Here is an 18,818-nt window from a genome sequence, read left to right on the forward strand (position 1 = left end):
ATGTCTTTTATGGTGGCTGTACGCGGGAGGGCTTAGGCCCTGCCGGGGTTTCCTGCGTTGATCCGGTTCGCCAACCCGCGTACAGCTGCCACCTAATCTCGTTTGGCGACGAGTTCGTGGTAGCTCCACTCAACCAGGAGCCTATCGATGAAAAAGCCAGTACCCGACCCACCATCACTTCATCTTGTCGAAACCATAGAAACCAGTGTCAATAGTTGTCCAGATCATCCACCACATTTTCAATGTTCGAGCTGGTGTGTGTGCAGAGGATGCATTAGTTCATGCGCTCCTTTACCTGAAATGTGCAAGCGCGACAATCTCGCAGGCTGCTCAGCATACCGGTGAGGCAGGGCGTGCTTTTGTATGGTCTTCGCAGCACTCTGTTGAAATGGCCAGCGCGCTCATGGACGCCTTGCTAGATGGAGTCGAAGCTCGACAGCTCCAGGTCTGAGCCATAGCTGAAAGCGGGTACGAATTAGATCCTGCTCTATTGGATAAAATCACTCGCTTTCAGTAACCGGACCTATTGACAGGGGAATCGACAGCCCAGTCAGCGCAACGGCTATGCGCTGACTGCTTACACTCAAGCATCCTAAGATGGTGCCAGCATATTTCTTTCCACAGTAAGCACACTATACCCAACCCGCGGCACCCCCCCAACCGCTGCTCCACCAACGCCTTCAACGACTCCCCACTCCCCAAATACGCATCACCAAAATCATGCCCGCCCAACGCACTCGGGTGCGCCACCACCTCCAGCAATCCTTCAGCCGGCGCCAACCCCGCCCTTAGATCCGCCGGCGTACACACATAATCCGCCGTCGCCCCCGCCAACTGCTTCAACCGTCGATTAAGCAACGTCTTGAACACCCGCTTCAGCGGCCCGATGTTGTGCCCAAGGTTGCGCGCCAACCTCACCGCCACGCCTTCACGCGCCGCAAACCGGGCGACGATGACGCCAATGGGCCAGATGTTGTGCACATGCTGGTGCGAGTCCAGGTGGCTGGGCGTCAGGCCCTGGTTCAGGCAGTGCTGCCACTGCGCCTGCAATTCCTGCTCGACGGCTTCGCGCTCGGCCCGGCTCAGGTGCAGGGTGCGCTGTTTCAGGCGCAGGTCGAACTCGCCATTGGCGGCGCAGAAGCGTGGCTGCTTGGCGATGGCTTCGCTCAACGGCCGGCCATAGGTGAGGTTGAAGTGCAGGCCGATGCGCCCGCGCAAGGCCGGCAACTGCGCCAGGCTGCACGCCGCGCTGAACGCCGGCATGTTGGCCATGGCCGTGGCCGAGCTGATCAGCCCGGCCTGGAAGGCATGCAGGATGACGGCGTTGGTGTGGGCGCTGAGGCCGAAGTCGTCAGCGTTGACTATGACCTGTGAGGGCATCCGGGTTCTCCTGTGGCGAGTCGGGCTCGGCAGTCGTTACCGAGGGTGGGCGGCGCAGGCGCTGCAGCTGCGGCTTGAAGCGTTGCCACAGGCGCAAGGCCAGGCCCAGGGCCAGGCCGCTGGGGCGCCAGCTGTAGAAGCTTTGGCGGTGGTGTTCGAGGGTGCCGGTCATGCGTTCGTGCAGTTGGTGGCTGGAGTTGTTCAGGCTCACCCGCGAGGCGTCGACCCATTCCCAACCCTCGTCCAGGCCCCAGTGAATCCATTCCTCCAGCAGCACGCGGCCACTGCCAAGCTCGGCATGGGCGGGGACGAAGGCGAGGTTGTAGTCGTACACCCGGCCGCGCTCGAACACGCCCAGGCGGTAGCTGATGCAGCGGCCATCGAGCTCCAGCAGCACCACGCGCACCAGGCCCTGGGCCGCCAGGGCGGTGAAGGCCTGGTACATCCATTGACGGCGCAGGCGCCCGGAAAAGATGCCGACGTCGTCGTCGCCTTTCCAGCTGATGTGTTCCACGGCGCTGACGGCATCGAGCAGTGCGCTGATGGTCTCGGCGTCGGGCGTCACCCGGCGTACCTGGGCGCCGCAGGCGGCAATGCGCTTGCGTGCGCGGCGCAGTTTGTAGCGCGGGTCGCCGCTGATTTCCTGGCGGTCTTCAGGGGCGATGCGGTGCACCGGTACCCGGCAGCTCAGGCGCTGTTGATGGGTGGAGCTGCGCCGTGCCCAACGGCGCAGCAGCGTCTGGGCCGCCGCGCCGTTGGGCACTTCGTCCAGTTGCAGCAGGGCGTGGGGCAGGTGCTTGCGGATCGCCCGCAGCACCGGCGCGGCAGCCTTGGCGGGCAGGTCGCAGAGCAGGGCGATGCGGTCACTGAGCGGATACCCCAGGTGGCGTACCACCGGTACCGTCAGTGGCCCGAAGCGCTCGTTGCTGCGGATCAGCGGCAGGCACAGGCACAGCCGGCCCTGATCGCGGCCAACCAGTACCTGCAACTGTTGCCCGACTGCCAGCGCCGCTTCGGCCGCCTGCATCCAGCCCAGGTGGTTGAACGGTGTGCTGTCGGCCAGTCGCTGGCGCAGCTGCTCGTACTCGGCGGCGGGGAAGTCCGCCGCCGCCAACGACGGGTACCACTGCAGTTCAAGGCTCATGGGCTCAGGTCACCGTGGCCGGGGCCGGGCTGGCTTCAGGTTTGCGCAGGGGCTCCAGGCGCGACTCGCTGTAGCGCGTTTCGCGGAAGAACTTCCAGCGCCCGAACAGGCAGTACACGTGCATGATCCGCCCCTGTTCCTGATAGCCCATGCGCAGGTGCAGTTTCAGCGCCGGGATGTTGTGGCTCTCGCACACGTCGACCACGGTGTCGCAACCCTGGGCGGCCATGGCCTTCCACAGTTCCAGCTGCAAATCGACCGAGAGCAGGGTGCCCCAGTATTTGCGCGTCAGCTCGCCACCAAATTCGAAAAACTGCCCGGGTTCCACCGGGAACCAGCAGCCGTAGAAGTGGCGGTCGTGGTAATGGCGCTGGCTGCCCCAGATAAAGGCCACGGTGTCGCCGGCGTCATCGAGAAACATCAACCCGGTGTGGCCTTCGACGGCCAGTTCGCGCATGGTCTCGATGCGGTCGCCGAAGTGTTTGGCAAAGGCCCGCACGTTGTGCACGGTGATGGTTTCGATGCGCAGCGCCGGGTAGGGTCTGAGTTTGTGCGGTGGCACGGGGCTGACCAGGTCGCGTTCCATCCACAGCAGTTCCCAGTGGTAGAACAGGTAACGCTTGACCCCGGCGTTAAGGGTATTGCGCAGTCCTTTGCGCTTTATACGGTCCTGGATTTTGCTCAAAGCACTCATGGTGCCTCCTGTTTCCAGCAGGTGAGGTGCGCGCTCATGACGCGCTCCAGGTCAGGGCGAACAGGGTTTGCCCCGGCAATTGAAAGTGGATGCGGCCTTGCTCGCAGGCGAACGGCGCGCTGCGGGTCTTGTTGTCCGGGCCGAAGAAGCTCAGCGCGCCTTGCGGGCAGGCTTGCTCGGTGGCCAGGCTTACCTGCTGCAGGCGCTCGCCCTTGTTCACCCCCAGCAGGCTGCGCTGCTTGCCGCGGGCCATGGCCAGGGCGTCGACCTCGAAGGCGTCGTTGTCCAGGGCCAGCACCTGGTCGAGCCAGTGCTGCTGGATGAACTGCTGGGCCAGGCCCACCGGCTTGAGCTCAAAGCGGTTCTCGCCGAGCACCCGGACCATGCCCTTGGGCCACTCGGGTTCGTCGGCGACGTGGAACCAGTTGAGCATGTCGAGCAGGCCGTCCTGGGAGGCGTTGATCACCACCGAGGTCCACCACAGGGCGGTGAAGTGGGTTTCCTGGTCGTAGGGGCTCAGGCTCGAACCGCTGGAAAGGTTGGTCTGGTCGAGCAGCAGGGCCTTGTTCGGCCGGCCCTGGGCGTTGAGGCCGACCAGGTTGGCCGCCTGGCGCACCGAATCGCGGTAGCTGCGGGTGGCCAGCAGGTCGCGGACCATCCATTCGTGCCAGGCCAGGGCGTCGATCTGGCTGCCATGCTCCTTGAGCAGGCGCCGCGCCCAGTCCAGGCCGATGCGTTTTTCGCTGCTGCCGTGCAACGGGCCGTTGACCAGCCGGGAGCTGGCCGGCATGGCGATGCGCACCCCGGCTTCGCGGGCGCCGGGGCTGCGTTGCACGCGCTCGGCCATGGCCTGGAAGTAGCGGCTGAAGCTTGGGTAGTCGCTGTAGTTGAGGTTGGGCTCGTCGGCGAAGGCCAGGTAGTGCAGGGTGCTGCCGCCCAGCTTACGGGTGGTGTTCAGCCAGTCGTCGAGGCCGTCGTGGCTGGTGCGGTCGGCGGCCAGTACCGATTCGCGGCCGGTGCCGGCCAGCAGGGTGATGTCCTGTTTGATGGTGTAGCGTTGCTGGTAAAAGCTGCGGAATGCGGTTTCGTACCCCGGCTTGCGCGCGAGTAGGTCGGCAAAGCTGTAGTAGCCGGCGGCTTGCGGCTGCAGTGCATCGAGCACGGCGTAGCTGGACGGCGGCGGCAGCACATAGGGCAGGTTGACGCCCAGGTCCGGGGTGCGGCCCAGCACCGTGTGGCCGAGGGTTAGCGCGACCTTGCCGTCGCTGTTGTGCAGCGGCCGCAGTTGCCCGGGCTGCTGGGCGAACAGGTTGGCGCTGCCGTCGAGCCAGAACGCCACCTTGCCGCGCCCTTGCAGTTGCAGGCGGAAGGTCTGCTCTTTACTCGACTGCGGTAGCGTCAGGCGATCGAACTGCCAGTAGGCGGGGTAGGGCTTGAGCGCCAGGCTCAGCTGTTGAGCATCGCCCAGGCGCTGCACCTGCAGGCCGCGCACGCCGCCGTGGTACTTGCCGGCCAGGCTGGCTTTCTCGCCCGCGGGCACTTTGAAGTACAGCTCGACATTGGGCCCAACCTCGGCGCTGAAATGCACCTTGGCCGGGGCGAACAGGGCGCGGGTGCTGTCGGCGTGCTCGATGCGGTAACGGCGGAAGCTGTAGCCGGGGATTTCCAGCTGGTAGTCGCTGTTGCTCGCCGCCAGTGGCCACTGCACCCGGCCACGGGGTTCATCGGCCTTGATCGGGCGATCGGTCTGCAACTGGCCCTGGCCATTGAGCAGGAAGATGTGTTCGGGGTTGGCGTCGGCCTGCCAGGCCGGTTGCCAACTGACCGTCACGGTGTCGGCCTTGGCCGCCTGCAGGTACAGGCTGCCGTCGCGAATGTCGCCCCATTGCAAGGGCGCAGCCTGCAGCGTGGCACTGAGCACCAGGGCGGCGAACACTAGGCCGGCGCGTTTCATGCCGGCCGCCGTTGCAGCATCTGCCGCAGGGGCGCCAGGTCGCTGGGCAGTACCAGCAAGGTTTGCCAGAACGGCACGCCGCTAAGTTTGCAGTACAGCAGCAACATCGCCAGGGTCACCGCCAGGTAGGCAATGGACGAGGCCATGGCGGCGCCGACGATGCCGTAGACGGGAATCAGCAGCACATTGAGCACCAGGTTCAATGCCGCGCCCAGGCCCATCAGCAGCGATACCGTGCCGGGGCGGTTCTTGCCCAGCAGGTCGAGGCGCAGGATGCTCGCGTAGCACAGGCCGAACAGCCCGGGCAGCAAGGCCAGCAAGGCCGGGTAGGCCGGCTGGTATTCGGCGCCGAACAGGGTGACGATCAGCCACTCGCCGATCAGCGCCATGCTCAGGCAGGCGCCGAGCATCACCGTGGCGGTCAGGCGCAGGGCCAGCGGGGTCAGTTTGTCCATGCCGGCGTCCTGCTGCAGCAGGCGTTTCATCAAGGGCGTGGTCACCGCTTCGGGGACGATCAGCAACAGTTCGGCGGCAGCGCTGGCCATGGCGTAATGGCCCAGCGCCGCACTGCCGAGCATGGCGCTGATGAACAGGTAGTCCGAACGCAGGATCACTTGCTGGAACAACAGGTCCGGATGGCTCTTGGCACTGTAGGACAGCAGCTCACGCTGGCCGCTGCGGTCCCAGCACAGGCGGATTGCATGTTGCCGGCCGAGCCAGTACAGGCCCAGCAGCACCACCAGGCTCAGGCCCAGCAGCCAGCTGATCAGCGCCGCTTCCAGCGCCGCGTTCTGCCACATCCAGAACATCCCGACAAACAGCAGCAGCGGCACCAGCGACTCGGTCAGGCGCAAGGCGTTGAAGGCGCCAACGCCGCCGGTGGCGTTGTGCAGGGTCAGCAGGCCGCTTTTCAGCACCGTCAGCGGCACCGCCAGCAGCAACAGCCAGGCCAGCAGGCCGAGCTGGGTGGTCACTTCAAGTTCGTTGCCGAACGCCCGGGCCAGGGCCACACAGATCAGGGTCAGGGCGCCGGCCACCAGGCAGCCGTAGATCAGCACCTGGCTGAGCAGCAGGCCCATGCTGCGCTGCTTGGCCGCCTGGTAACCGACGGCTGTATTGAGGCCACCGCTGGTGGCGGCGCTGATCAGGTCGGGCAGGGTGCTGAGCAGGGCGAACAGGCCACGCTCGCTAGGGCCGAGAATGCGCGCCAGCAGCACGTTGCGCATCAGCCGCAGGGCGATCATCGCCAGGCGCGTGCCCATGCTCAGCAGCAGGTGGCGAACATAGTGGCTGCGGCTCATGGGCGGCCCCCGCGGCTGATGCGCCAGGCCAGCAAGGAAGGCCGGCTGGCGGTGCGCTGGCTGACGCTGATGCGCGGCAGGGCCAGGGGGTCGTCATGGCCCTGGCAGATCCCGGCGCGGGTGCTCAGGGCAAACGGGTACCGGTGCGCGGCCAGGCGTTCGCGCACCCGCGCATCGTGGTCGCCATTGGGGTAGCAGTACACCGGCAGCGGTTGTTTGCAGCCTTGTTGCAGGGCGTAGTGGCTGCGGCTCAGTTCTTCTTCCAGGCGCTGGTCGTCCAGGCCTGGCAGCAGCGCGTGGCTGGCGCCGTGGGGGCCGAAGCTGATCAGCCCGGAGTTCTCCAGGTGGCGCACCTGGTTCCAGTCCAGGGCCTGGGGCAGGGATTCGGCCGGGCAGGCATCGGTGAGGTGATGCAGGGCCATGGGGCTCAGGGTTTTCAGGCTTTGCAGGTATTTGCCCAGGGCCTGGCTGCGGGCATGGGACCGATCGCTCATGAAGTAGGCGGCCGGCAGCGGCCGGCCGATCTTGCGCAATTGCTCGATCAACGCCCGGCGCGATGTTTCGCCGTGGCTGCCCCAGAGGGTTTCGCCCAGGCTTTCCCACCAGAAGCGCTGGCGGCTGCCGATGTAGTCGGTGGACAAAAAGATGCTCGCCGGCACCTGGTATTGCTGCAGCAGCGGGAAGGCATTCAGGGCATTGTCGCGCCAGCCGTCGTCGAAGGTCAGGGCGACCTTGGGCCGGCCGCCGTTGCGCGGCTGCTCGTGGGTTTTCAGCAGGTCCATCAGGTGCACGCAGTCAAAGTGGCGTTGCAGCCAGCGCAGCAAACGCTCGAAGGCCTGGGGGCCGACGCACAGTTCGTTGCGATGGGGCAGGGCGGCGCTGCTGTCGTCGGCCAGCACCCGGTGCAACATGAGGATCACGCCGGCGCCGCGCAACTGGCTGCGACCCTTGGGCGAGTTGAGGTAAAACCAACCGCTGGCACGCTTGATACTGGTTTTTATCGGCATGTCAGGTGCTCATCGAGTCTGGTCGGGGTTCCATTGGTTGTAGCTGTGCCCGCGCAAGAACTGCCACAGGCCGACGCTCATGCCGGCCAGGGTCACCAGCACGAAGGCCGCCAGGCGAAACGGTTTGGGCAGGCGTTGGCGCACATCCAGCAGGCCGGCGATGGCAATGGCATAGCCAAGCAGTTGCGCGGCCAGGGTCAGTTGGTAAAAGCCGTGGCCGTCGAACAACCACAGGTTGGCCAGCAGCAAGGGCAGCAACAGCACCGGCGCCAGGCGGCGGATCAGCTTGTGGCTGATCAGGGCAATGGCGTACAAGCCATGGCGCAGCGGGTTGAGCAGTTCGCGGCGGGCGGCCAGGCTGATCAGGCCGCCGACGGTGACCCGCTGGCGACGGCTGAACTGGCGGTCGGCTTCGTCCACGCCCTGGTCGAGGACCTGGGCCTCGTCGACATACACCACGCGCTTGCCGGCGACCGGCGCACAGGTATTGATATAGAAGTCGTCGTTGACCCGCGCCGGGATCGGCTGGTACAGCTCGCGGCGCACGGCCTGCAGGGCGCCGTCGGCGGACACCGTGCAACCGGTGCGGCTTTCCACCCGCCGCAGCCAGGCTTCGTAGTGGCGGTACAGGCTTTCGCCCAGGCTCAGGCCCTTGCCGGCCACCGGGATGATCATCTTGCCCACCGTGCCGCCGACCTGCGGGTCGGCAAAGGGCGCCAGCAACGCCGCCAGGGTGCCGTCGATCCAGTGCACATCGGCATCGGTGAACACCACGATGTCGCCCGTGCACTGGGTGACGGCGACGTTGAGCACGCTGTTCTTGCCCATCCGCGGCAGGTCCAGGACCCGAATGCGCGGGTCGTCGAAGCTGCGTGCCAGGGCCACGGTGCGGTCGCTGGAGCCATCGCTGGCGACGACGATCTGCAGGCTTTCAGCGTGATAATCCTGGGCCAGCAGGTTGCGCAGCTTGTTGTCGATGTTGCGTTCCTCGTTGTGCGCTGCCACCACCACGCTAACCCGTTGCGGTGGCAGCGCTGCCGGTGTGTGGCGCGGGAACAACGGCCCCAGCACGGTGAGCAGCAGGGGGTAGCCTAGCCAGGCATAAAACGGCAGCAACAGGCACAACCAAAAAATGAATTCAGCCACGGGCGGGCCTCCTTGCGCTCCAGTTGAACAGGCTTAGCACGAAGGCCGCGCCGGCCAGGTGCAGGCGGATCCAGTGCAGGCCCCAGAGCTGCAGGGCGAACAGCAGGTCGCGGTGTTTCAGGCTCTGGCGCAGGCTCAGCACCAGCGCCGGGACACTGGTGACGAACAGCATGAACAGCGCCACGTGCGGGTAACCATCGAGCAGCGCCAACAAGGCCAGGGCATCGAGCAACCAGGCAGCCAGTGACAACAGCGGGAAGCGCAGCAGGCGCAGGCTCAAGCCATTGCAGCGCAGCAGTTGCAGGTTACTGCCCTGGCGCCACAGCTCCTTGCCCAGCCACTCGCTCCAGCTGCCCTCGAAACCCCAGTGCAGCACCACCGGGTCGCGCAGGGCCAGCAGGCGTGCGCCGGCCTTGTTCAGGTGCCAGGTAAAGTCCTTGTCTTCGCCGGTGCGCAGGGTTTCGCTAAAGCCGCCGACCTGGTCGAACCAGTGGCGCTGCATCAGCAGGTTGGGCGTCGGCAGCCATTGCATGCGGTGCAGCGCCGGCAAGCCTGCGCGCAGGGTGCGCCGTTGCCAGGCGCGGGCGAACCAGGGCGCCAGGCGCGGGGTGTCGCAGTCCAGGGCAAACACATCGCCACGGCCTTCGGCATGCAGGTCGAGCAGCAGGCTCAGCCAGTGCTCCGGCACTTCGATATCGGCATCGAGGAACGCCAGCCACTCACCGCTGCTGGCCTGCACGCCACGGTTGCGCAGGGCGCCGATGGTCAGCCCCGGCAGGCTCAGCACCTGGGCACCGAGGCTGCGGGCGATCTGCGGGCCGTCATCGCTGGAGCCGTTGTCGACCACCACCAACTCGCATTCGAGGCCGGCATCGGCGGCGGCTTGCATGGCCGACCGCAGGGTCCGGGCAATGTGCCGGGCCTCGTTGAACATCGGCACCACGACGCTGACTTTCATGCCTTCACCTGCGCCAGTTGTGCCTGTTCAGCCTTCAGGCGCAGCACGCTGGACAGCGCCAGCATGATCCACAGGTATTTGTGGTTGGGCGCACTGAGGAACATCAGGAACAGGCTAATGGCGAGCATGCTCATGCACAGGTGCGTCAATTGATCCGCCTGGGCGTGATCACCCTGGCGCAGCCACAGGCGCCGGGCGTACCAGACGTTGTACAGCGCCATCAGCACCAGGCCGACGAAGAGGATGCCGGCCGGTATGCCGACTTCGCTGAAAATCTCCAGGTAGGTGTTGTGTGCCCGGCGGTACAGGTCGCCGACCTTGCGGTTGGCCGAGAAGGCCTTGGCATAACCGGTGGTGGCGTAGTGCAGGGGGAAGGTACCCGGGCCGGTGCCCAGCACTGGATGCTCGCGGATCATCTTGCTGCCGACCACGATGTAGGAGGAGCGCCGGCCCAGGGAGTCATCCTTGAAGGCATTGACCCCGGACTTGAGCAGTGCCAGCGACTGGATGCGCGCCACGTAGCTTTCAGGCATCAGCGCCACCAGGGTCGGTAGCAGGATCGCCAGGCCCAGCATGGCAAAGCCCAGGTGCCGCGGGCGCAGGTGGGCGACCTGGGTGCGGTAGTGCACCAGGACGATCCCCAGGCTGATCAACAGCACCACAAGGCCCGAGCGCGAGTTGGTCTTGGTCATGCCCGCCAGCAGGAGGATGCAGCAGGCGATCCAGAACAGCTTGTGCAGCCGTCGGGGGCTGTTGAACACCAGCCACAGGGCCATCGGTACGGCAATGGCGATGAGCATGGCGAATAGGTTGGGGTCTTCCAAAAGGCCGGCGGCGCGGCCTTCGTCCTGGTACTTGGCCGAGACCATGGCCATGATGCAGGTCAGGCCGACGCTTAAGGTCACCAGCCGGTACATCATCGGCAGGTTGAGGTCGCGGCCGATCAGCAGGGTGATGCCGAACAGCAGCAGGCCCACCGCCAGTTCACGAAAATGCCCCAGGGACATCTCGCTGCTGTCGCTGGCCCACAAACTCAGCAGGTACAGCGCCAGAAAACCCAGCAACAGCCGCCACATGGGGCTGCGCAGGCGCTCGGCGGGCAGTTGCTTGACTGCCAGTTGCAGCACCAGCATCAGGGCCAGGGCCGCGCCGATCAGTTTGGTGGCGGTCAGTTGGCTGTCCTTGAACAGGCCTTCCAGCGGTACCAGGGTGATGATCGCCAGCAGGCCCCAGGCCGGGCGTTTGTACAGCGCCAGCAAACCGGCCAGGCCGATGACCGCGCCGGGGGCGAGGAACGGGTAGGGGCTGGCCAGCAGCGCCAGGCAGGCAATGGCCAGCAGGCCGATCAGCGACAGGGGGATGATCATGCGCAGGTCTCCTTGGCTGCGCCCAGGTACACTCGGGCCCAGCGTTGCGCCAGCGTCGGCAGGTGATAACGTTCGCGTTGGGTGCGCCGCGCCTGGGCGATCAGCTCGCCGGCCTGGGCCGGGTCGAGCATCAGCGCCTCCAGCTGCGCCGCCAGCTCTTGCACCGCCAGGGGCCGGGCCAGCAGGCCGCTATGCCCGTGTTCGATCACATCGGGGATACCACCGACGCCAAAGGCCACCACCGGCACGCCATCCTGCATGGCTTCGAGCAGGATCATCGGCGTGCCTTCGGTGCGCGAGCTGATCACCAGGGTATCCAGGCGCGCCATCCACTGGCGCATGTCGGCCTGAAACCCCGGCAGGCGGATGCGCTGGCTCAAGTCCGCGGCGTCGATGCGCGCTTGCAGTGCGTCGCGCTCCGGGCCGTCGCCGAGCATCACCGCATCGAGCTGCGGGTGGCGCTGGCACAGCGGAATCAGGGTATCGAGAAACAGGTCCGGGCCTTTTTCACTGCTCAATCGCCCGACATAACCGGCCAGCCAGCGGCCATCGCCATGATTGCGCGCGGGCAGGGCGTCGGCCTCGGGCAAGCCGTTGGGGATCACCTGCAGCTTGGCTTCGGCAACCCCGGCCTGGCGATGGATGCGCTTGATGCTCTCGGCCACGCAGACCACCCGTTCGATGGTGGCGGTGCGGCACAGTTGCAGGCTGATCCAGGTGTACAGGCGCTGTTTGCGGCTGGTGGGGGTAAAACCATGCTGGGTGGCGACCATCGGCAGGCGCCACAACCTGGCGCCCAGCCAGCCGAACAGCAGGCCCTTGAAGTTGTGGCTGTTGATCAAAGGCTGCTGATCGTGACGCTGGCGCAGTACGCTGAGCAGCTCGCCCACCCCGTCGCAGGTCTGGCAGGCCACGCCGGCGGCGCGAAAGCGCGCCACCAGTTGCTCCGGGGCCCCGAGAAACAGCACTTGGTGCTGCCCCGGGGTGGCCTGGCAGTGGTCCAGCAGCATCCGCTCGGCGCCGTAGAAACCACCACTGCTGAGCAGGTGCAGGATCGGCCGTGGCGGGGTCAGGGCTGCGTTCAATTGCGCACCCAGTGCACCAGCCGCGGCAGCGACCAGCCCTTGTAGGGGTTGGGGGTTTCCGGCGTCTGGTCGTTGATCACCAGCAGTACCGGCAGGTCCAGTTGATGGCTGATTTGCGCCGGGTGCTTGAAGCGCCGGTCAAAGAACTCTTTGACGTACACCAGGGCAATCGCCAGCAGCAGGCCGGTGAGCATGCCGAACGGTACGATCAGCAGCGGCTTGGGAAACGCCGCCTCGGCAGGCTCGTACGGGGCGCTGAGGATCCGCGCGTTGGACAGACCGTCCAGCAGGTCGGCACCGCGCGATTCTTCGTAGCGCTGGGTGTAGGTGAAGTAGGCCTTGTGCAGGGCGTCGATCTCGGTGTCGAGCTGGCGCGCCTTGCTCTGGGTCTCTTGCAACTGGTGCACGCGGCCTTTGAAGTCAGCAATGCGCGCGGTCTTCTGGGCGATCACGTTCTGCACCACGGCCAGGTCTTTTTCGCGCTCCTTGATGCGGTTGGCGACGATCTTGAGGAACTGCTGGCGGGTCTTGGCGATCTGCTCGCGTTGCAGCAGCATCTGCTCGCTGCCGGGCTGGAACACCGCCAGGTCGCTGACGTAGGTCAGCACCAGGGTGGTCAGCTGTTCACCGAGCTGCTTGATCTCGCGGTCTTCGAAGGCCACGTTGTCGACCGTGGTGGTGAAGGTGTAGGGGAAGGCGAAATCGCGCATGTTGGCGTTGTTGGCCGCGGCCAGGCTGGTTTTCAGGTACTCCAGCCACTGCTGGCTTTGCAGCAGGCGGTCGCGGTACAGGTTCAGCGCCTGTTCTTCGGTGTTGATGGCGTTGAGACGGAAGGTGATCTCTTCTTTGGGGTCCGAGGAGCCGATCTTTTCGAGCATCCCCAGGCGCTTGCCTTCGAGGTCATCCATGCGCACCTGGTACTGCAGTTTCTTCTGCTCGTAGAACTGCTCGGGCAGCTCGTTGGACTGCAGGTTCTGGCGGTTGCGCAGGTAGTTGTCGAGCAGGCGGCTGACGAACAGCGTGCCGAGTTTCGGCTCGGGAAAGCTGTAGGTCACCGAGACCACGTTGGAGCCCGGCAGGGTCTCGATCTTCAGGTCCTTGATGGCGTCATCGGTGAGGGCGTCGAGCTGGGTGTCGCGCACCGGATCGACTTCCAGGCCGAACCGCGCCCGCAACGGGTTGATCACGTGCTCGCGCAGCGGGTTGATCACCGCCGTGCGCAGCGGGTCGAACACCACACGCTGCATCAGGCTTGGCGGCACCTCGTACTTGGCCTCGTCGCGCAGCTGGCTGATGGTTTCGCGGATCAGGGTCGGCGAGCGCAGGATGTTGCTCTCGGTTTCCATGTCGGCCAGCGACGGCGGGATGAACTTGTCGGTCTCCTGGGCCAGGGCGGTGTTGGTATCGCTCTGGGACAGTTTCTTCGACTGCACGATCACTTCCGCAGTGATATCGAAGCTCTGTTTGAGCACCAGGGGCAACAGCAAGGCGATCACTGCGAACACCAGGAAGACTCGTTTCACCAATTGGCGGTTGGCGAAGAAGATCCTGAAGAATTCATGCAGGTAGTTTTCTTTTGTATTCATGCTCGGATACCCGCCTGGGATTAGTTGTTGTCGCTGTCTTTGTTGTCAACGCGATAACCGAAGCTGAAGCCCACTCCCTGGAACAGCACCACGTCAGCCAGTTGCCGGGCCAGGTCGCCGGCGCTGGCGAGCTTGGTCTTGGGCACGTAAAGCATGTCGTCCGGCTGCAGATAAGCCACTTGCGCCGCGCTGGCATCCAGGGCCTTGTCGACGTTGTACGGCACGGCCTGCACCTGGTTGCCGTTGCGGCGCATGATCACCACCGAATCGAGCCGGGCCTTGACGTTCGGGCCACGGGCCAGGGTCAGGGCTTCGAGCACCGATACCGGGCGGCGGATCGGGTAGGCGCCGGGCTGGCCGACTTCACCCAGCACGTAGATCTCGTTGACCGCAGTGGACTTGAGCATCACGTCCACGGTCATCCGCCCGGGCAGGTCGGCGTAGCGTTTGTTCAGGTAGGTCTGCAGTTGCGTGACGGTCATGCCCTGCAGCGGTACCGAGCCGATTTCCGGAAAGCTGGCCTGGCCATCGCTGCCCACGGTGATCTCGCGGCTCATGCCGGTGGCCGGGTGGTTGAGGGCGCTCTTGAGGTTCTGCTCGTTGGTCAGCGGGCTGATCACCTGCACGGTGACGTTGTCACGCCCCGGCTGGAACAGGCGTTTGTTGCGGTACGCCTGCTGGATGGTGCGCCGGGCTTCATCCGGGGTTTGCCCGGCGATGTTCACCGAGGTGTTGGCCCGTGGCAGCTCGATGGTGCCGTCGGGCAGCACCAGCTGGTTGCCGTTGAGCGAACTGGCGGCGGGGAAGGCCAGGCCGACGGTGTCGCCGGACTGGATGCGGTACGACGCCGATCCGCTGGTGCTGATGTGGAAGATCACATCGAGCACGTCCTGCGGGCGCAGCACCTGCTCGCTGCGCGGCAACTCGGCATCCTGGGCGTTGGCCGGGGCGGCGGTCATGATCTGTACCGGCATCTGCCGGGTGTCCTGATTGGCGCAGCCGGCCAGGGTCAGCAGGCACAGCGCGAACGTCGTGTATTTCATGTGAGGCTCCTGGGCTGCTGGCCTAAAGGTTGTTGTACAGCCACTTGGGCATGTAGTACTTGCGCCGGTTGAACACGCTGCCGATCAGCCTGGCGCCGGCCTGGGTCAGGCGCTGGGCGGCGGCCTGGGCCACTTCCCACCGGGTTTCCTCGGCGCACACCACCAGCACCACGCCATCGACCAGGGTGCCGATGATCAGGCTGTCGGCGCTGGCGTACACCGCCTCGCCGTCGACCACCACAAAGCGGTAGTGCTCGCCCATGTGCTTGAGCAGCACGCGCAGCAGGTCGGGGTTCAGGCGCTCCTTGCCGCGCTTGTAGGTGCCGGCCGGCAGCACGTCGAACGGCTGGTCGGACAGGCGCACGATGCAGTCCTGCATCAACGGCGGGGTGTCCTGGTTGAACATCAGGTCGTTGAAACCGCGCAGTTTGTGCAGGCTCAACTGCTGGCTGAGGTTGTTGTTGCTGGGGCTGCTGTCGACCAGCAATACCGGGCCGCCGCTCATCAACGCCAACTGGCTGGCAAAGGCCAGGGCGCTGGTGCTGGTACCGCTGCCGGTGTTGGCGGCGGTTAGCAGCAGGATGCGCTGGTCTTCATCGAGCACCGTGGAGGTCAGGTTGGTTTCGCTCGGGGTGGCGATCGTCAGACTTCTAGAAGTAGAACCGTCCATTCAACTTGCTCCGTGGCCGCTGAAGACTTTGAAAGGAGTCTTGAAGAGGATCTTCAGATCCAGCATCAAGCTCTGTTCGTTGATGTAGCTCAGGTCCAGTTCGACTCGCTGGTCGAAGTCTATGTCGCTGCGTCCGGAGATCTGCCACAGGCCGGTCATGCCGGGGTGGATGCTCAGGCGGGCGAGGTGGTTGTCTTTGTAGCGATAGGCGTTGAACGAGGTGGGGCGGGGGCCGACCAGGCGCATGTCACCGCGCACCACGTTGAACAGGTTGGGTAACTCGTCCAGGCTGCTGCGCCGCAGCCAGCGGCCGATCGGGGTGACGCGCGGGTCCTTGTCGATCTTGAAATCGATGGCATCGGCGCCGTGCTTGTTCAGGTGGCGCACCGAATCCTTCAAGGCTTCGGCGTTGGCGACCATGGTGCGGAACTTGTACATGCCAAAGGTGCGGCCGCGGTAGCCGGTGCGCTTTTGCACGAAGAACACCGGGCCGGGGCTGCTGAGCTTGACCAGTACGGCCAGTGGCACCAGCAGCGGCGAAATCAGCACCAGGATGCACAGGGCGCCGAAACAGGCCAGCACCCGGTTGGTCCGCGACAGGGTCCAGGGACGCCCGCCAGCGCGGCCGGTCAGCCAGCCACGGCCTTGCATGTGAATGGCCGCGTCGATGCGTTGGCGATGCGCAGGGTCCATGCGCTTGTCTTGGTACAGTGCCTGCAGTTGCGCACTTTTAGGTTGTCCTGTCATACCGCCCTCCGTTGATGCTCGGGCGCCTGCCCGTTATCGCGTTTGGCGTCCTTGCCAGTGTGCGAGTAGTACTGATGAAACCAGGCAATAAAGCGCCCGAGCCCTTCATCCAGCGAAACCTGGGGGGTGAAGCCGGTGATCCGTTCCAGGGCGCTGCCATCGGCACAGGTGGCTAGCACATCGCCCGGTTGCAGCGGCAGCAGTTCGATGGCTGCCTTGCGCTGCAGGTGTTTTTCCAGCAGCGCGACGTAGTCGGTGAGCTCCACCGGGCGCTGGCCGCCGATGTTGAACAAGCGCCACGGTGCATGGCTGCTGGCCGCGTCCGGTTGATCGCGGTCCCAGCCCGGGTTGGCCTGTGGCGCCAGGGGAATCAGGCGCACCAGGCTTTCGACGATGTCGTCGATGTAGGTGAAGTCGCGCTGGTGCTGGCCATAGTTGAACAGCTGGATCGGCCGGCCCTCGGCAATCGCCCGGGCAAACTGGATCGGCGACATGTCCGGACGGCCCCAGGCGCCGTACACGGTAAAGAAACGCAAGCCGCTGGCGGGAATGCCGAACAGGTGGCTGTAGCTGTGGGCCATGGCCTCGTTGGCCTTTTTGGTCGCGGCGTACAGCGACAACGGATGGTCGACGGCATCCTCGACCCGGTACGGGGTGTGCTGGTTGGCGCCGTACACCGAGCTCGACGAGGCATACAGCAGGTGCTGCACGGGATGGCGGCGGCAGCCTTCGAGAATGTTGAGAAAGCCGCAGAGGTTGCTGTCGATATAGGCCCGCGGGTTCTCCAGCGAGTAGCGCACCCCGGCTTGCGCGGCCAGGTGAATCACCACGTCGGGTTGCTCGCTGGCGAACAGTTCGGCCATGCCGGCGGCATCGTTGAGGTCCAGGCGGTACAGGGTCAACGGACCCGCTTCGGCTTCGACCCAGCGCACCCGTGCTTCTTTGAGCGCCGGGTCGTAGTAGTCGTTGAAGTTGTCCAGGCCGATCACCTGATGGCCGTCGCGCAACAGTCGCAGGCTGCAATGAGCGCCAATGAAACCGGCAGCGCCGGTGACCAGGATCTTCATGGCGCCGGCACCTCTGGCTGGACCTGGCGCAGGCCGATGCCAATGTAGCTCAGGCCGAAGGTGGCGACCTGATCGGGGTTGTACAGGTTGCGCCCGTCGATGATCAGGCGGCTGCGCAGCTTCTTGGCCAGCAGGGCGAAGTCGACCACACGAAAGGTCTTCCACTCGGTGCAGATCACCAGGGCGTCGGCGTCTTCCAGGGTGTCGTCGCGGGTGGCGCACAGTTGCAGGTCTTTGCGGTAGCCGTAGAGGCGCCGGCATTCGGACATCGCCTCCGGATCGAAGGCGCATACGGTGGCGCCTTCGGCCCACAGCGCTTCCATCAGGTAGCGGCTGGGCGCTTCGCGCATGTCGTCGGTGTTGGGCTTGAAGGCCAGGCCCCAGACGGCAATCGACTTGCCCGCCAGGCTGCCGGGGAAGCGTTGCTTGAGCTTGGCGAAGAGGATCTGCCGTTGCGCGTCGTTGACCTCGCTGACACTTTGCAGCAAGCGCAGCGGCATGCCGCTATGCTCGGCAGTGTGCAGCAGGGCGCGCAGGTCCTTGGGAAAGCACGAACCGCCAAAGCCGCAACCCGGGTAGATAAAGTGATAGCCGATACGCGGGTCGGAGCCGATGCCCTTGCGCACGGCTTCGATGTCGGCGCCCAGGTGCTCGGTGAGGTTGGCCAGCTCGTTCATGAAGCTGATGCGCGTGGCGAGCATGGCGTTGGCCGCGTACTTGGTCAGCTCGGCGCTGCGGTTGTCCATGAACATGAGCTTTTCATGATTGCGGCAGAAGGGCGCGTAGAGCTCGGCAAGCTGGTCATGGGCCTGGTTGTCGGCGGTGCCGACGATGATCCGGTCCGGGCGCATGCAATCGGCCAACGCGCTGCCTTCTTTAAGGAACTCGGGGTTGGACACCACCCGTACCTTCAGCGCACCTTTGCCCAGGCGCTCCAGTTCGTCGCGGGCCAGGGCGGCGACCTTGTCGGCGGTACCGACCGGCACGGTGGACTTGATGATCAGGGTGCGGTCGGCGTCCATCAGCCCGGCGATCTGCCGGGTCACCCCCAGGACATGGGAGAGGTCGGCCGAGCCGTCTTCGTCCGGCGGCGTGCCGACGGCAATGAAGATCAGTTCGGCGTGGTTGACGGCGTCACTGGCCTGGGTACTGAACAGCAGGCGGCCTTCCTTGATGTTTTCTTCGAGCATGCTCGAAAGGCCGGGTTCGCTGATTGGCGGTACGCCCTGACGCAGTTGACTGATCTTGTGCGCATCAATATCGATGCACAGAACTCGGTGTCCTACGTCTGCGAGGGCTGCAGCTTGTACAAGACCGACATAGCCGGTGCCAAATACGCTCACGTCCATGTCGGCGTGCCTCGTATGGAGTAATGAGGATGAAACAGTGGTGTGATTTCGGTATAGCCCACCCGTAGGAAGTCGTGTCAATGAAATGGCATGTTTCGTCTGATTTACACAGGCTAAGTTTTAGGCTTTTTGCCATCAAGCCGTTCTAAATCCGTGAGTTAGCTTGAGTAAGCACTGGCCAATTGCCGCATAGCAAAACGATGAACGGTCGCAGCCCCCGGTAAACAAGGGCTTAACGGATATCACTGTTTCACGAATGCAACGTTTTCGCATTTTTGAACTGTCAGAATTGGCGCTGCCAAGTTGAGTCATAAAATTGA

The 18,818-nt window shown here is 64.8% G+C and carries 16 protein-coding genes and 1 pseudogene; 1 reads left to right on the plus strand and 16 read right to left on the minus strand.

The window, feature by feature from the left end; all coding sequences use genetic code 11:
* Nucleotides 1-205: 205 nt before the first annotated feature.
* Entirely contained in the window at nt 206-451 is a 246-nt protein-coding gene (locus LOY45_RS27000; RefSeq protein WP_420832716.1) for a DUF6124 family protein, read from the plus strand.
* A gap of 141 nt (nt 452-592) precedes the next feature.
* Here the strand turns inward: LOY45_RS27000 and LOY45_RS12505 are convergent.
* From LOY45_RS12505 to LOY45_RS12580, 16 genes and pseudogenes are all read right to left on the minus strand, one after another.
* A pseudogene (locus tag LOY45_RS12505) lies at nt 593-1,380 on the minus strand (carbohydrate deacetylase).
* Nucleotides 1,352-2,524 (minus strand): GNAT family N-acetyltransferase, encoded by a 1,173-nt coding sequence (locus LOY45_RS12510; RefSeq protein ID WP_258579216.1) that lies wholly within the window; start codon nt 2,522-2,524, stop codon nt 1,352-1,354. Before LOY45_RS12510 ends, LOY45_RS12505 begins: the two are co-directional and overlap by 29 nt.
* A 4-nt stretch (nt 2,525-2,528) precedes the next feature.
* On the minus strand, nt 2,529-3,218 hold the full coding sequence (locus LOY45_RS12515) for a GNAT family N-acetyltransferase (RefSeq protein WP_115086511.1): 690 nt from the start codon (nt 3,216-3,218) through the stop codon (nt 2,529-2,531).
* 34 nt (nt 3,219-3,252) lie between these two features.
* Entirely contained in the window at nt 3,253-5,172 is a 1,920-nt protein-coding gene (locus tag LOY45_RS12520; protein WP_258579217.1) for a hypothetical protein, read from the minus strand.
* A complete protein-coding gene (locus LOY45_RS12525) occupies nt 5,169-6,473 on the minus strand; it encodes a lipopolysaccharide biosynthesis protein (protein ID WP_115086513.1) in 1,305 nt (434 codons plus the stop codon). Before LOY45_RS12525 ends, LOY45_RS12520 begins: the two co-directional genes overlap by 4 nt.
* On the minus strand, nt 6,470-7,480 hold the full coding sequence (locus tag LOY45_RS12530; protein WP_115086514.1) for a polysaccharide deacetylase family protein: 1,011 nt from the start codon (nt 7,478-7,480) through the stop codon (nt 6,470-6,472). The genes LOY45_RS12525 and LOY45_RS12530 overlap by 4 nt, the downstream gene beginning before the upstream one ends.
* Before the next feature lie 9 nt (nt 7,481-7,489).
* On the minus strand, nt 7,490-8,626 hold the full coding sequence (locus LOY45_RS12535) for a glycosyltransferase family 2 protein (protein ID WP_115086515.1): 1,137 nt from the start codon (nt 8,624-8,626) through the stop codon (nt 7,490-7,492).
* A complete protein-coding gene (locus LOY45_RS12540) occupies nt 8,619-9,584 on the minus strand; it encodes a glycosyltransferase family 2 protein (RefSeq protein ID WP_258579218.1) in 966 nt (321 codons plus the stop codon). Before LOY45_RS12540 ends, LOY45_RS12535 begins: the two co-directional genes overlap by 8 nt.
* Nucleotides 9,581-10,951, minus strand: a complete 1,371-nt coding sequence (locus LOY45_RS12545; RefSeq protein WP_258579219.1) for an O-antigen ligase family protein — start codon at nt 10,949-10,951, stop codon at nt 9,581-9,583. Before LOY45_RS12545 ends, LOY45_RS12540 begins: the two co-directional genes overlap by 4 nt.
* The gene (locus LOY45_RS12550; protein WP_258579220.1) at nt 10,948-12,036 is read right to left on the minus strand and encodes a glycosyltransferase family 4 protein; all 1,089 of its coding nucleotides are present in this window, start codon (nt 12,034-12,036) and stop codon (nt 10,948-10,950) included. The genes LOY45_RS12545 and LOY45_RS12550 overlap by 4 nt, the downstream gene beginning before the upstream one ends.
* Nucleotides 12,033-13,622 (minus strand): GumC family protein, encoded by a 1,590-nt coding sequence (locus tag LOY45_RS12555; protein WP_258579221.1) that lies wholly within the window; start codon nt 13,620-13,622, stop codon nt 12,033-12,035. The genes LOY45_RS12550 and LOY45_RS12555 overlap by 4 nt, the downstream gene beginning before the upstream one ends.
* 20 nt (nt 13,623-13,642) lie before the next feature.
* On the minus strand, nt 13,643-14,665 hold the full coding sequence (locus tag LOY45_RS12560; protein WP_115086520.1) for a polysaccharide biosynthesis/export family protein: 1,023 nt from the start codon (nt 14,663-14,665) through the stop codon (nt 13,643-13,645).
* 22 nt (nt 14,666-14,687) lie between these two features.
* Nucleotides 14,688-15,335, minus strand: a complete 648-nt coding sequence (locus LOY45_RS12565; protein ID WP_115086521.1) for a CpsD/CapB family tyrosine-protein kinase — start codon at nt 15,333-15,335, stop codon at nt 14,688-14,690.
* Nucleotides 15,336-16,082, minus strand: a complete 747-nt coding sequence (locus LOY45_RS12570) for a sugar transferase (protein WP_115086522.1) — start codon at nt 16,080-16,082, stop codon at nt 15,336-15,338.
* A complete protein-coding gene (locus tag LOY45_RS12575; protein ID WP_258579222.1) occupies nt 16,079-17,149 on the minus strand; it encodes an NAD-dependent epimerase in 1,071 nt (356 codons plus the stop codon). Before LOY45_RS12575 ends, LOY45_RS12570 begins: the two co-directional genes overlap by 4 nt.
* A complete protein-coding gene (locus tag LOY45_RS12580) occupies nt 17,146-18,498 on the minus strand; it encodes a UDP-glucose dehydrogenase family protein (RefSeq protein ID WP_134062549.1) in 1,353 nt (450 codons plus the stop codon). Before LOY45_RS12580 ends, LOY45_RS12575 begins: the two co-directional genes overlap by 4 nt.
* Between the last annotated feature and the right edge of the window lie 320 nt (nt 18,499-18,818).

It is taken from the genome of Pseudomonas wadenswilerensis, assembly GCF_024749185.1.
Taxonomy (GTDB): domain Bacteria; phylum Pseudomonadota; class Gammaproteobacteria; order Pseudomonadales; family Pseudomonadaceae; genus Aquipseudomonas; species Aquipseudomonas wadenswilerensis.

Excerpts from the sequence above, each read along its gene's own strand:
- LOY45_RS12520 (WP_258579217.1), bottom strand. The coding sequence starts at position 5,172 with ATGAAACGCGCCGGCCTAGTGTTCGCCGCCCTGGTGCTCAGTGCCACG.
- LOY45_RS12570 (WP_115086522.1), bottom strand. The coding sequence starts at position 16,082 with ATGACAGGACAACCTAAAAGTGCGCAACTGCAGGCACTGTACCAAGAC.
- LOY45_RS12530 (WP_115086514.1), bottom strand. The coding sequence starts at position 7,480 with ATGCCGATAAAAACCAGTATCAAGCGTGCCAGCGGTTGGTTTTACCTC.
- LOY45_RS12575 (WP_258579222.1), bottom strand. The coding sequence starts at position 17,149 with ATGAAGATCCTGGTCACCGGCGCTGCCGGTTTCATTGGCGCTCATTGC.
- LOY45_RS12555 (WP_258579221.1), bottom strand. The coding sequence starts at position 13,622 with ATGAATACAAAAGAAAACTACCTGCATGAATTCTTCAGGATCTTCTTC.
- LOY45_RS12580 (WP_134062549.1), bottom strand. The coding sequence starts at position 18,498 with ATGGACGTGAGCGTATTTGGCACCGGCTATGTCGGTCTTGTACAAGCT.
- LOY45_RS12565 (WP_115086521.1), bottom strand. The coding sequence starts at position 15,335 with ATGGACGGTTCTACTTCTAGAAGTCTGACGATCGCCACCCCGAGCGAA.
- LOY45_RS12545 (WP_258579219.1), bottom strand. The coding sequence starts at position 10,951 with ATGATCATCCCCCTGTCGCTGATCGGCCTGCTGGCCATTGCCTGCCTG.
- LOY45_RS12525 (WP_115086513.1), bottom strand. The coding sequence starts at position 6,473 with ATGAGCCGCAGCCACTATGTTCGCCACCTGCTGCTGAGCATGGGCACG.
- LOY45_RS12510 (WP_258579216.1), bottom strand. The coding sequence starts at position 2,524 with ATGAGCCTTGAACTGCAGTGGTACCCGTCGTTGGCGGCGGCGGACTTC.
- LOY45_RS12540 (WP_258579218.1), bottom strand. The coding sequence starts at position 9,584 with ATGAAAGTCAGCGTCGTGGTGCCGATGTTCAACGAGGCCCGGCACATT.
- LOY45_RS12560 (WP_115086520.1), bottom strand. The coding sequence starts at position 14,665 with ATGAAATACACGACGTTCGCGCTGTGCCTGCTGACCCTGGCCGGCTGC.
- LOY45_RS12515 (WP_115086511.1), bottom strand. The coding sequence starts at position 3,218 with ATGAGTGCTTTGAGCAAAATCCAGGACCGTATAAAGCGCAAAGGACTG.